Raw genomic sequence first — 14,908 nt, 5'->3', positions numbered from 1 at the left:
GCAAATAATGCGCAAGCTCCTGAATGGTCGGCTTTTCAAATAACACTTTAATCGGCACTTCTTTTTGAAAGTGCTCCTGAATTTTAGCGGTCATCATCATGGCTTTTAAAGAATGTCCGCCAATCGTGAAGAAATTGTCAGTCACACCCGCTTTTACACCGAGAATGCCTTCCCAAATGTCCGCGAGTTTCTGCTCCGCTTCCGTTTTCGGCGCTACGTATTCTTTTTGAACGGCTTCAGCCTGAGGCTCAGGCAGCGCTTTTTTATCAATCTTTCCGTTCGCCGTCAGCGGAAACTGATTCATCTGGATGAAGTGCGCCGGAATCATGTATTCCGGAAGTGATTCCGAAAGCGTTTTGCGCAGGTCTTCCGGCGAAAGGGCTTGGTCTGCGGTAAAGTAAGCGCAGATTTCATTTTCATCCGCTTTATTTTTCCGGATCACAGCCGCAGATTCCGTCACATTCTCCGCCTGGCTGATTTTCGCCTCGATTTCGCCGAGCTCGATTCTGAAACCGCGGACCTTTACTTGGTTGTCAATTCTGCCGAGAAACTCGATCGTGCCGTCCGGAAGCCACTTCGCCAAGTCCCCCGTCCGGTATATCATTTCATCCGGTCTGAACGGATCGCGTACAAACTGCTTCTCCGTTAATTCAGGCAGATTCACATAGCCTCTTGCCACTCCGCTTCCGCCGACGCACAGCTCACCGGGCGCGCCGATCGGCTGGAGGTTGCGGTTTTCATCCATAATGTACGCAGTGGAATTTCCTATCGGCTTCCCGATCGGGATCGAGCCGTCGTAGTCCTGATCAATGAGGAAACTCGTCGAAAACGTCGTATTCTCCGTCGGCCCGTAGCCGTTCCAAAGCGACAGCTCCGGTGATGCCTTCCTCACTTTGCTGACGATATGCGGCACAAGCGCATCACCGCCGATGATGAGGTGCCGGAGCGTGTTAAACATGCCGGCATCCTTTTGGGCAAGCTGATTAAACAGCGGAGACGTCAGCCACATGGTCGTGATCCGCTGCTCTTTCAGAAATTGGGCGAATTGTCCGGCGTCAAGCAGCGTCTCTTTTTTCACCGGGTGCAATGACGCTCCGTTCAGCAATGCGCCGAAGACTTCGAAGGTTCCGGCATCAAAGCTGACGGCTCCCGTTTGCGCCATCCGGTCTTCTTCATGAACCGGCACGTAATTCGAATGTTTGACGAGCCTGATGATATTTCTGTGTTCAATCATGACGCCTTTCGGTTTGCCGGTCGATCCGGATGTATACATGATATACGCCAAGTCGTTGCCGCCGGCCGGAAGATTCAAGTCTGTTCCGCTTACCGTTTCATCCGCGCTTTCATCCAGCATGACGACCGGGACTTGCAATGCGCCCGCTTGTTCTTGATAGTCCTGAACTGTCAGCACGAGCCGAATCGAGCTGTCTTCCGCCATAAAGCGGAGACGGTCCTCCGGAAAAGCCGGATCAATCGGCACATATGCGCCGCCTGCTTTTAAGACGGCAAGCATTCCGATAACGGTTTCCGCAGACCGGTCGTTCATAATAGCGGCGGTCCGGCCTTTTTCCAGCCCGCTCTTCACAAGGTGTTTCGCCAGGCGGTTGGCCGCTTCGTTCACTTCACGGTAGGTCCATTCGCGTCCCGCTCCTTTTATCGCGATACTTGCAGGCGTCCGGTTTGCCTGTGCTTCAAACAAACGGTGAACGGTCTCCTCTTCCGGAAGCGCCGTTTTCGTATCATTGAATACCTCAACAATCTGCCGCTCTTCTTCACCTGAAACAAGGCCGAGTTCCCGCACGGGCGCGTCAGGCGTTCCGACCGCCGCTTTCATCATGCGGGTCAGATGATGCGCCGTTCGTTCGATGGCATCATGGGCGAAAGCCGCTCCGTTGTATTTGATTTTGACAGTCCACGTTTTTCCCGGATACACGATGAGATTGAAATCAAAGCTCGTCTGCTCAAAAGCATGTTCAACTTTAATGGAAAAGCCGAGTCTTTCCTCCATGCCCCCGTTTTCCAGCTCTTTGTCCAGCGGATAGTTTTCAAACGCGACCAAATGATTTAAGAGGCTGCCGTCCAGGGCGGAGCGCTTTTGAATGTCATAGAGCGGCACATAATCATAGCGCTCGGCTTCCACGGCGTTTTTCTGAACTGCCGCCATCACGTCCGAAAAGGCTGCACCTTTGTCAATCTTGATTCTGACGGGAATCGTATTGATGAACAGCCCCGCCATCGTTTCTATGCCGTTGATTTCTGAAGGACGGCCTGATACAACGGTGCCGAACACCACATCGTCTGTATAGTTGTATTTGCTGAGCACCGCACCCCAAACGGCCTGAAACAGGTTAGGCCCCGTGACTTGATGCCGGTTGGCGGTCTGCTGAATCTGCGCGACCAGCTCTTCATCCCAGACAAAAGAATATTCTTCATTTTGGTAGTCTTTCTTTTCTGCTGCCAGACGGCCCGGGAGCAGGCTCGGCTGTTCGAAATCCGCCAGGCGGCTGCTCCAATATTGTTCCGCCTCCTCATAATCCCGGCCTCCGAGCCATTTGATATAGTCAGAGTAAGGTTTGCCCTGGCTTCCCCCGGCGGGCCGGCCGGTACGAAGCGCTTCATAGTTTTGGAACAGGCTTTTCATCAAAACGCCCATACTCCAGCCGTCCATGACGATATGATGATTGCTCCAGACGAGATACAGCTCCTTCTCACTGAGTCTGAACACCGCCGCTTTAAAGAGAATATCCTTCGCCAGATGAAAGCCCTGCTGCTGCACGCTGCGTTTATAACGTTCAATATATTCGGTTTGGCGCGCTTCATCTAATTGACTGATATCTTCATAGTGCACCTTCGTCTTCCGCTCCGCCAATACGACTTGGCGCGGTTTTTGAAGCTGCTGGTGCACGAATACCGTACGCAGGATGTCATATGTCCGGATCAGCTCATTGACGCTTTTTTCAAAAAGCTCCAGCTGAAAGCTTCCGTGGATCCTAAGCTCTAATTGTGTGAAGTAGGAGGAAGAATGCGGATCAAGCAGCGCATGATACAGCATTCCCTCCTGCATCGGTGTGAGTGCATACACCTTTTGAATCGATTTTTTGCTCATATGTCACCTCTGTCTTTTCTGTTAGAGAATTTCCATTAATTTATCAAGTTCATCAAGCGTCAGATCATCATCGCCAAGATCACTAGGCGTAAGCTCAGGTCCGTCTTGGGCCAGGCAGTGATCTATGATTTTCAAGAGGTGCCCTTTAAAGCTGTCACTGAACGATTGAATGGTTTTTTCATGAAATTCGAGAGAATGATAGGCAAACGTCATCGTCATCTGCCCGTTTTCTATAAATCCGACAATATCAAGCGCATTCGGCTTCTCTGTGTCAGGGCTCAGCGATTGTCCTGACGGCATCCCGGATCTTGTAAATAAGCCGGAATCCGACATCTCATTAAACTGGCCTAAGTAGTTAAAGCTGATATCCGGATCAATCTCAAATGAAAGATTCTCTTTATGCTCAGGCGCCGTTACATAACGCAGAATGCCGTAGCCGACTCCTTTGTTCGGGATGTGTCTGATGTCTTCTTTCATTTGTTTCAGCTGATATGAAAGATCGTCGGCGTGCTTCATCTCAAGGATCATCGGATACATGCTCGTAAACCATCCGACCGTCCGGGTGATATTCAGGCCGTCAAGAATATCTTCGCGCCCGTGGCCTTCCAAATGAACGCCGATCGTGTCTTCACCCGTCCACTCTTTCAGCGCCAATCCGAGCGCCGTGAGCAGGATGTCGTTCATTTCGGTGTGATAGGCTTCATGTACGTTTGTCGTCAGCTGTTCAGTTTGTTCAGGCGTCAGAGAGAAGCTGACCGTTCTCGTATGTTTCATGCGCTGATCACCAGACTGCCTGTCTTTCGGAAGCTGAGTGCACACCTCTTTTTCCTCAAGCTCTCTCCAGTAATCCGCTTCTTTCAGAAACGCCTTCGTATTTGCGTATTCTTTGATTCTTTCAGCAAATTCGGCGAATGAATGTGTTTTCGGCGGCAGCGCCGGTTCATTGCCTTGCTTCAGCTGCGTATAAACGGACGTAAAGTCCTCCAGTAAAATCCGCCAAGATACACCATCCACGACTAAGTGATGGATTGCGAGAAGAAGGTGGTCTCCATCTTCAGCCTGGAAGAGCCCGGCCTTCAGCAGATGTCCTATTTCCAGTGAAATACTGCTTTGAAGACGGTCTGCTTCCCTTTCGATACGGTCCTCATGGTCTTCAGCAGGTCCGTTCAGCTCAAAGACGTTCAGTTCAACAGACACATCCTCAAGCCCTCTGTAATACGGTTTTTGTTCACGATAAATCATCCGGAGCGCATCATGGTGCACCGTCAGGACATGTAATGTTTTTTCTGTTATCTCCGGATCAAAGCCGTCTTTCGCGTGAAGCATGACGGATTGATTCCAGTGGTGTTTGTCGGTGAAGTTTTTCTCAAAGAACCAGCGCTGGATCGGCGTTAACTCCGCTTCGCCTTCGACAGGTCCCTGGTCGGCCTGCTTGCCTTCCGTTCGCTCCACATAGGAGACGAGCTCTTCAATGGTCGGGTGCTGGAAGAGGTCTTTCATCTCCAGCTTGTAGCCGTGCTGGTTCAGACGGCTTGCCATTTGGATGCCTTTGATCGAGTCCCCGCCGAGCGTGAAGAAATTATCGCTTACGCCGATCTGGTCAAGACCGAGCACTTCCTGCCAAATGTCGGAAAGCAGCGTCTCCATCTCCGTTTCCGGCGCTTTGTACGCGGCACTTCCCGCTTCAATGTCAGGCGCCGGCAAGGCTTTTTTGTCAATCTTTCCGTTTGCGGTGACCGGAAGCTCGTCCATCTCCACCCAGAACGCCGGCACCATGTAGTCAGGCAGCGTGTCTTTCAGCGCGGCTTTGAGCGTTTCGATATCGTCCTGCTGAGGCGCGACATAGGCGCAAAGCGCGGTATTGCCCGCTTTGTCTTCCACTGTCGTCACCGCTGCGTCATGAACGTCCGCAAGCTGGGCGAGGCGGACTTCGATTTCTGATAGCTCGATCCGGTAGCCCCGCACTTTGACCTGCTGGTCGATACGCCCGATGTATTCGATGCCGCACTGCGCGTTCCATTTGACGAGGTCGCCGGTCCGGTACATGCGCTCGCCGGGCACGAACGGATCTGCGGTAAACCGCTTCGCCGTTTCTTCTTCACGGTTCAGGTATCCGCGCGCAAGTCCGCGGCCGGCCACGCACAATTCACCGGCAATGCCTTCCGGCTGCACCTGATCGCCGTCGCCGAGAATATAAACTCTCGTATTGGCAATCGCCCGTCCGATCGAAAGCGACCCTTCCTCCGGATTGATGACGCCGCTTGTCGCGACGACGGTGTTTTCCGTCGGGCCGTAGTTGTTGACGATCGTGTACGGCTGTTTCACCGCCCGCTTCAGCTTATCGCCGCCGACGAGAAGCATGCGGAGAGAAGTATTTTCCAGCTCCATAAATTGTTCGGCGAGCTGCGTAGGCAGGAAGGTGATGGTCACGCCGTGCTCTTCGAAATAGTGATTTAAGCGGGTGATATCCAGCCGGATCGCTTCGTCAATGACGTGAAGTTCCGCGCCGATGGTCCATGTCGGGAACATCTCCCAGATGGAGGCGTCAAAACCGAAGCCCGCGTATTTGGCGCTTTTATCATCCGCCGTCATGGCGAATGCGTCGTGATGCCAGAAGCACAGGTTCACCAGCGCATGGTGTTCGACCATGACACCTTTCGGCTGTCCGGTCGTTCCTGATGTGTAAATCATATAAGCGAGATGATCCGCCGTTGTTTCCGTCTGCGGGTTCGCTTCATCGTTTTCATCAAGCGGCAGGCTCAGAATGGAGCGGCTGCCGTCAAGCAGAATCGTTTCTCCGTTGTAGCTGTCCGGCACGTCCAGCGCTTCCTGTGTGAGAAGAAGCTTGGCGCCGCTGTCCTGCAGAATGTAGCTGATCCGCTCTTCCGGATAGTCCGGATCAATCGGCACAAATGCCGCGCCCGCTTTCAGGACGCCGAGTACGCCCGCGGCCATTTCCAAGGACGGTTTCGTCAGGATGCCGACACGCTCGTCAGCCGTGACGCCGCAGTCCATGAGAATGCGCGCGATCCGGTTCGCCCTTGCGTTCAGCTCGCCGTACGTCCATTTCGCGCCGTTATATGCCGCGGCCGGCCGGTTCGCGTGGCGAGCGGCTGTTTCTTCAAAGAGACGGTGAACCGTTTTGTCCCGCGGCACAGAGAGTGTTTTTCCTTTCCATGCATTAAGGAGGGCTTGTTTTTCTGTTTTATTCACCAATGAAAGCTCAGAAAGTTTCGCGGCCGGATTTTCCGCTGCGGCTTCTAACAGATGAAGCCAGTAATGCTTCCATGTCTCTGCCGTTTCCGGTTTAAACAGCGCGGTGTTATATTCAAGCACAAACGTTAAGCCTTCGTCTGTGTCCTCAGCCGTCATTGTCAGGTCAAACTTGGCTGTTTTTCTGTCAAACGGATGGTGCTTCAGCTCAATTCCTTCCATGACCAGATCTTCCGCATTTGCATTTTGCATTGAAAATACCGCATCAAACAGCGGATTTCTGCTCGTATCACGCTGCACCTCAACCTTTTGCAGAAGGTCTTCAAGCGGATAATCCTGCGCGTCAAATGCATGTAAAGCGGTTTGTTTCACTTCTTTAAGATAGTCCGTGAACGTTTTGTCCGCTTCCGGATACGTACGAAGCGCGAGTGTATTCACAAAAACACCGATGACGTTTGCGAGATCCGCATGTGACCGTCCCGCAACCGGCGAGCCGACAATGATGTCATGCTGTCCGCTCAGTTTTGAGAGAAAGGCGCTGTATGACGCCAGCAGCACCATGTACATGGTAGAATCCGTTTGTTTCGCAAGACTGCGAAGAGCCGACGTCTGTTCCTCAGTCAGAGAAAAGACCAGCTTGTCTCCTTCAAAGGTTTGCACGGCCGGACGGCTGTAATCAGCCGGCAGCGTCAATACCGGAAGCTCGCCGTCAAGCTCCCGAAGCCAATGCTCCTCCTGCTTGCGGTACTGCTCTGATTGAATAAATTTCTGCTGCCATACCGCATAGTCTTTATAATGAATCCGCAGCGGCTCAAGCGTTTCGCCGCCATATAAGCGGGACAGTTCATCTATCAGCACGCCGACTGAAGCGCCGTCCGAAATGATATGGTGCATATCAAACAGCAGCAGGTGGTCATGTTCAGCCAACTTGACCAGTCCCGTTCTGACGAGGGGAAGCTGATCCAGGCGGAACGGCCGGATAAAGCTCTGAATAATCCGTTCAGCATCTTCTTCAGAGGCTTCATAATATTCCAAGTCGATATCAGCTTCCGCCCATATGCGCTGAACCGTTTCTCCATCCTTTATGTCAAATGTCGTTCTGAAGGCTTCATGGCGTTCTGTCAGCTGTTTCATGACGGATTTCAGCTTTTCTGCATCAAGCTTTCCTTTTAAGCGGAGCACAGACGGCATGTTATAGCTTGTTTCAGCGCCCTCCAGCTGCTGAAGCACGAACATCCGCTTCTGCGGTGAAGAAACCGGATACGTTTCCTGCTCGGCCGCCGGTGTGATGCTCTCAGCCGCCTTCCGCTCAGCCCCTTCAATCAGATGCGCCAGCCCCGCAGCCGTCGGAGAAGTGAACAGATCCTTTAAGGTAAGCTGCACGCCGAATGTCTTCTGGATAAGGGCCAGCAGTTTCATCCCCGCTAACGAGTGGCCCCCGATCTCAAAGAACTGATCATGGACGCCGACACGTTCCATTTGCAGCACCTCAGCCCAAATATCCGCCAGTTTTTGTTCTGTTTCATTGCGCGGCGCCGTATATGCCACGGCATTCGCTGCGGTCACATCCGGCATCGGCAGCGCCCGTCTGTCGATTTTTCCGTTCCCTGTAAGAGGCAGTTCATCCAATTGAATAAAGACGGACGGAATCATATAAGCCGGAAGATCCTTCGCCGTATGCTCCCTCAGCTCCCGGGAAGAGATTTCTCGGAGGCCGACAACATACGCGCAAAGAAGTTTGTCACCCGCGCCCTGATCCACAGCGAGCACAATGCATTCCTGAATCTGGTCATGGCTTTGGAGCTGATGCTCAATTTCGCCAAGCTCAATCCGCTGACCGCGGATTTTCACCTGATGGTCGATACGTCCGATAAACTCGATATCGCCATTCGGCAGCCATCTGGCCAAGTCGCCCGTTTTATACATCCGTTCACCTTCCTTAAACGGATGCTTTACAAATTTTTCTTCCGTCAGTTCAGGACGGTTGTAGTACCCTTCGACGAGACCTTCCCCGCTGACGCACAGCTCTCCCGCGATACCCGCCGGCTGAATGCGTCCGGCTGAGTTCATGATAAAGACTTCCGTATTGCTGACCGGTTTCCCGATCGGAACGGAGAGCGTATCCTCTTCAATGACATCCACCGGATGGTATGTCGCAAACACCGTGCTTTCCGACGGGCCGTACATATGAAGCAGTCTTCCTTTTCCGACTGCCGCCAGCGCCTTTTTGACATGTTCTACAGACGCTCTTTCGCCCCCGAACATGATTTTCCGAAGCGTCGTCAGACAGGACGGCTCCATATCAACAAGCAGGTGGAACAGGGCCGTCGTAATCATCAAAATGCTTACATTCTCCCGTTTGATCACACGGGACAGACGTGACATATCCAGCACCGTATCTTTCGGGACGATCACAAGCTTTGCACCGTTTAACAGCGAACCGAACATATCAAACATAAAAGCGTCAAAGACGTAGTTTGACAGACCGAGCACTGTGTCCTCTTCAGAAACGGTCAAATAGTTCGTGTTCTTTACCGTCCGCAAAATGTTGGCATGTGTGACGATGTTTCCTTTCGGCGTTCCCGTCGTGCCTGATGTATAAGTGAGATTGGCAATCGTTTTGGAATCAAACGGCAATGCGGGATTGCGAGAGTCCTTTTCATAGCTCGCCTCATCATCAGCAAGCACAATGACGCCTTGAAAACCGGCCTTTTCCGCAAGCGGCTTGAGGCTTTGCTGAGTCAGGAGCACATTCGCCCCGCTGTCGCGGAAGAAATGCTGAATCCGCTGAACCGGATGCTCAGGATCAATCGGCACATAGGCGGACCCCGCTTTTAACACAGCCATAATGGAAACAATCATATCCATTGACCGTTCACACAGAACAGCCGCGGTCTTTCCGCCTCCTCCGACCGAAAGAATATGCCGCGCAAGTCTGTTGGCGCGTTCATTCAGATGCTGATACGACAGGGTTTCCCCTTCGAACTGAAGAGCCGTCCGGTCAGGGTTCTTTCGGGCTTGTTCTTCAAAGATCTGCACGATCGTTTGCTCTTTCGGGTATACCGTGCGTTCCGGGTTGAATTGCTGTAATTGAGTCAAAGCCTCCCGTTCAGAAAGCAGATCATATTCGCTGATTTTCGCATCCGGCTGAGCTGCCGCGCTCTCCAGCAGACGGACATAGTGCGCAAGCATGCGATCCGCAGTTGAGCGCTTAAACAGCTTCGTGCAATAATCCAAATCAAGCGCAATGCCTTCCGCTGTTTCCCGGGCCTGCATGGTCAGGTCGAATTTGGCGATGTTGAAGTTTGTTTCATGAAGAGACAGCGTCAGATTACCGATCTCCGGAATTCCGTCCGAAGCATTTTGCAGACTGAACATCGTGTCAAATATCGGATGCCTGCTCATGTCCCGGGGCACGTTCAGCTCCTCGGTCAGCCACTCAAACGGATAATCCTGGTGGGAAAACGCATCCAGCACCTGCTTGCGCACATGACCTAACAAGCCGGCAAATGTCTGATCCTGCTTCACGGAGCTTCGCAGCGCGAGCGTGTTGACAAACATCCCGATAAGCCCCTCGGTATCAGAGTGATTTCTTCCCGCTGACGGTGTTCCCACGATGATGTCTTCCTGTCCTGAATACTTAGAAAGCAGCGTATAGTATGCCGATAACAGCACCATGTAAAGGGTGGCTCCGTTTTTCTCGGCAAGCTTCTGCAGCCGTTCCCGCAGCATTTTCGGCAGCTTGGCGGACACGCGGTCACCTTCAAAGCTTTGCACCTGCGGCCGCGGATAATCAGGGAGCAGCTGAAGCACCGGCAGTTCGCCGCTGAAGACTTCTTTCCAGTACGCCCGCTCCTTCTTGTAGCCTTCTTTCGCCCGTTCCGCCTGCCATACGGCATAATCTTTATATTGAATGCGCAATTCAGGCAGCTGATTTCCGCCGTAGATGTCAGCCAGTTCCTTCAGCATGATGGAAATAGACACCCCGTCAGAAATCAGGTGATGCATATCAAACAGCAGCAGATGGCGATTGTGACCGAGCGTTTGCAGGCCGATTCTGAACAGCGGCGCCTCAGATAAATCAAAACGGCGCACAAAGTCCTTCATGACCTGTTCATTCGTTCTTCCGCGCGCTTCGATCATTTCAATATGAAACGGAACATGCTCGCCAATCACTTGTCTCGGCGTGCCGTCCTCTGATTGAAACGATGTTCTGAGCGCTTCATGCCTGCTGATTAAGGCAGAAAATGCACGCTCAAGCTTTTCACGGTCTAAAGCGCCCTCAATCATGGCCGCAGCCGGCATGTTATATCCGACTCCCGCGTCTTCAAATTGGCTTGCGATATAAGTCCGCTGCTGAGCGAGCGAAAGCGGATAGCTCGCCTGCTTCTCAGCCGGCTCAATTGCATTGAATGCCGGTCCTTCGTTTCGGTTTTCCGCATAATCGGCAAGCGCCGCAATCGTCGGATGCTCAAACAAGTATTGCAGCGGAATTTCAACGCCCATTTGCTTATGAATTTTCGTCAGAAGCGTCATTGCCTTTAATGAATGACCGCCTGACTCGAAGAAATGATCATAAATGCCCGCCTTGTCCATTCCGAGGACTTCCTGCCAGATGACGGTGAGCATTTCCTCCGTTTCATTTCTCGGCGCGGCATATTCGGATGAGCTGACAGCCTGCACATCAAGCGCAAACAGCTTTTTGCGGTCCGCCTTCCCGCTCGGCGTGAGCGGAATTTCGTCCGTTTTTGTAAAGTAAGCGGGCACCATGTAATCAGGAAGGTGCTTGGACACATACTCCCTGTACTCGGCAGGGTGAAACTCGGTTCCTTTTTCCTGAACGATATATGCGCAGACATCTAAGCTGCCCTGCTGATCCGGCCGTGCCAGCACGACGGCCTGCGCCGCGCCCGGAGCTTTTCTGAGCACCGTTTCAATTTCTCCCAGCTCAATACGGTAGCCGCGGACTTTCACCTGATCATCTTCACGGCCGATATATTCGATCGTCCCGTCCGGCAGCCAGCGCGCCATATCACCCGTGCGGTACATGCGGCCGCTTCCGTTAAACGGGTCCTGCAAAAACTTCTCTGCGGTCAAATCCGGAAGATTTAAATAGCCGCGGCCTACACCATCACCCGCGATATACAGCTCACCGGCCGTGCCGTCGGGCTGAAGCCGCTGGTGCTTATCCAATATATACAGACGGGCGTTGCCGAGCGGTTTTCCGATCGGAACGTACGCCGCCTGTTGATTCATTCCGTTATCGGCTGACATCTGATGCACGGACGCATCTACGCACGTTTCTGTCGGCCCGTAGACATTCGTCAGACGCGGCGTCCTGCCCGATTGATGAAAGAGCGTCATCAGCTGTTCAGCAACAGCCGCGGACAGGCCCTCTCCCCCAATGAGCATGTGGCTGAGTTCAATTCCGCTGACATCTCCCGCCGCAACCATCATCTGCAGATGCGCAGGCGTTCCGTCAGTGGCTTCAATCCGGTTTTGACGATAATAGTCCAGCAGTGCCGAGCCATTCGTCACAGTCGTTTTCGGCACGATATAAAGCGTCTGTCCCAAAAGAAGCGAAGCGAAAATCTGTTTGACGGACGCATCAAAATGAAACGGAGCCAAAAGCGCCATTCTTAACGTCTGCTCACCGCATTGATAAATCTCCTGCTGCAGTGATTGCACCAGATGATGAACTTGCCGGTGCTCAATCATCACGCCTTTCGGCCGCCCCGTTGTACCTGACGTGTAGATGATGTAAGCCAGCCGGTCTGATTGAATGCCGACACCGTCCGCAGCCGTCTCATACTGAACAGCCTCGTCAAAATCAATCCGTTCGGCATCCGCTGCAGGCGCCTGTATTCCGGCTTCCGTCAGAACAGCCTTCGCTCCGCTGTCCTCCAAAATGTACTGAATCCGATCCGCCGGAAAGTCAGGATCTATCGGCACATAGGCGCCGCCCGCTTTCAAAATTCCCAATATTGCCGCAATGAGACGCTCAGAACGGCCAAGCAGCACCGCGACAGGAGAATCGGCTGATATCCCGGCTTGAAGAAGGCGTCCGGCAATACGTCCTGACTGTTCATGCAATGTGCGATAGGACAATGTTCGGCCTTCATACACAGCCGCGGGTTTGTCAGACAGTGACTTCACTTTCTCTTCAAACAGCCCTGGAATCGTCATCTCCTTGCGGTAATTCACCGGATTGCCGGATGCCCGTTTCAGCAGCCGCTCTTTCTCGGATTCAGAAAGAAGAGTAAGTTCATCAATTATGCGATCAGGAGATGAAATCGCATCTTCAATCAGCGTGATCAAACGTTCAGAAACAGATTCAATCTCTTCCCCCTTGAAAATGTCGCTGCGATAGTCAAAATCAATTGTCAATTTCCCGGTGTCCCATCGTTCCTTCACATGAATTGAAATATCATTTGTACCGCTTCCGCTGAAAATAGGCTCTGTCAGGAAGGACAGATTCTCTTTTTTCTGCCACTGCATCACCTGGTACTCCAGAGCCACCGTAAACAATCTGCTCAGCGAACTTTTCGAAGCGCGCAAATCATTGACAAGCAGGTTATACGGATACTTTTGGTGGCGGAGAATTTTCATCAGATCCTTCATCCGGCCTTTAACGAATTCCAAGAACGACTGTCCTCCGTCAACGCTTGTCCGCACAGGCACCGTAGATACGAACATCCCGAGCATCTGCTTTTCTTTCGCATTCGTCCGGTTTCCCATAAACGTACCCGTGACAACGTCATCACGGCCGGTCACTTTGTAGAGATAAGTGATCAGAGCTGACTGGAACAGAGACAGTACGCTGACTTTATGCTCCTCGCAGAATGAATGAATGCGGCCATATAAGTCGTGAGGAATTTCTTGAGAAAACCGTTTCGCATTAAGACCCGCATCTGCCTGGCTCCGTTTCAGGGACACAAGCTCCGGCACGGTCTCAAACTGCCCGTTCCAAAAATCCCGATCCTTTTTAAACCGCTTCGACTGCACATATTCCTGCTCTGTCAGCACGTGCTCAATAAAAGAAGGAATCTCCGTCTGTTCCTCACTTGTCCCGCCTGAAAGCTCCAAATAAATATCAGTAATCGCATTGCCCAGAATCGTCATGGAAATCCCGTCTGAAATAATGTGATGCACATTAGCGTAAAACCAGACCTCATTTTCACTGATCGTGTGCACGGAAAAACGGAATAAATCCTGATCATATAACGCCAGAGGCTTGCCGGCTTCTTCACGCCCCCATTTGGACAGCTCGTCCGCAGAGCAGCCGGCTTGCCTGATATCCGTGTGCCCGATAGAGAGCGGACGGTATTCGCTCACATATTGAACGGGCTCCCCCTCATCATCAAGCCGCAGACGGATTCTCATCGACTCATACCGCCGGACGAATTCCTGTATCGCTTTCTCAACGTAATGAGCCTGTACGCCGTCTTCAGAAATGAGTTTCCCGAAGCCTGCTAGATTTGAAATGCTTGTGTTCGGATAGAATTTTTCTGTATACCAGATACGTTTTTGAGCATTTGTTAAAGGATAAAAAGTTATTTCCATATGTGTGCGCCTCCCCTTTTTAAGATAAAGTTGTCAATTCTCCCTTAGAAACAGCCTCCCTCTATGTCCCTAACTCATTCTCAAGCCAAAAGAACCACTTACCTCCAAAAACGATCCCGATTCAATCACCGCCGAAATCCGTCATCCGTTCACCCGCGCAGTCCGAAATGCGGCATCAAATTTATGAGAAATCAAGACAAAAAGCCATTGATTGTAAGCACGAAAGGTTTACCTATTTCTGCATGTATTTCTATATATCTACTTACGTTCACTTTATATGAAAATATTGTTTTTATCACCGAAAAATGGGTGAAAAGTTTCATGCGGCACACCGAAAAAAAATCCGACGAATCCAGAGGGTATTTTGCGGCATCCCGCAATTTATTTTCAAAAATATTATTTACGTAAAATTAAAAATCTTTAAACTATAATGAAAATCTGTCGAATATCCAGTTATGGCAGAATGAAAAAAATTTACGTACGTAAGCTGACCCGGAAAAAACAGCGCAAGAACCGAAACAGACGGCCCGAATGTTCGCAATATGATTTCATTAAACCGCAAAAAAAGCACTCTATTTTACATAGAGCACTTCAAAAAGATTCCTTTATTGCAGTTTTATCAATGTTGATTAATTCCATATAATCTTTTCCCCACTTATACATGGCGTCCAGAATCGGCATAAGGCTTTCTCCTTGCGCCGTTAAAGAATACTCCACTTTCGGAGGGACGACAGGGTAAACTTCCCTGTGAACGATCAGATCCTGCTCCAGCTCCCTGAGCTGATTCACAAGAATTTTGTGCGTAATATCCGGAATTAAAGCTTTCAGCTCATTAAACCGCTTCGTCCCTTCTTTTCCCAAGTGCCACATAATCAGCATTTTCCACTTCCCGCCTATCACGGCAAGCGTCAATTCCTTTTCGCAATTAAACGTTTTCTCATCCATTCGGCTCACGGACAATTCTCCTTCCTCTTACTTTTTGTACGGTCATCATCTATTCATACACGCTTACTTTTTCACACAACT

At 51.3% G+C, this 14,908-nt stretch carries 2 protein-coding genes and 1 pseudogene; all 3 read right to left on the bottom strand.

The window, feature by feature from the left end:
* Nucleotides 1–13: 13 nt before the first annotated feature.
* A pseudogene (srfAB, locus tag K3G25_RS15480) lies at nucleotides 14–3,106 on the bottom strand (surfactin non-ribosomal peptide synthetase SrfAB); the annotation flags it as partial.
* 21 nt (nucleotides 3,107–3,127) lie between these two features.
* Nucleotides 3,128–13,882, bottom strand: coding sequence for a surfactin non-ribosomal peptide synthetase SrfAA (gene srfAA, locus K3G25_RS15475; RefSeq protein WP_232489387.1), 10,755 nt, complete (start codon nucleotides 13,880–13,882; stop codon nucleotides 3,128–3,130).
* 591 nt (nucleotides 13,883–14,473) lie between these two features.
* The gene (locus K3G25_RS15470) at nucleotides 14,474–14,836 is read right to left on the bottom strand and encodes a transcriptional activator HxlR (RefSeq protein WP_007409352.1); all 363 of its coding nucleotides are present in this window, start codon (nucleotides 14,834–14,836) and stop codon (nucleotides 14,474–14,476) included.
* Nucleotides 14,837–14,908 lie beyond the last annotated feature (72 nt).

It is taken from the genome of Bacillus sp. FCW2, from assembly GCF_021228595.1.
In the GTDB taxonomy this organism is placed as follows: domain Bacteria; phylum Bacillota; class Bacilli; order Bacillales; family Bacillaceae; genus Bacillus; species Bacillus velezensis.
This window is presented reverse-complemented; position numbering and strand designations above follow the sequence as displayed.

What these genes read in the sequence shown, in the direction of transcription:
- srfAA (WP_232489387.1), bottom strand. Translation starts at nt 13,882, where the DNA reads ATGGAAATAACTTTTTATCCTTTAACAAATGCTCAAAAACGTATCTGG.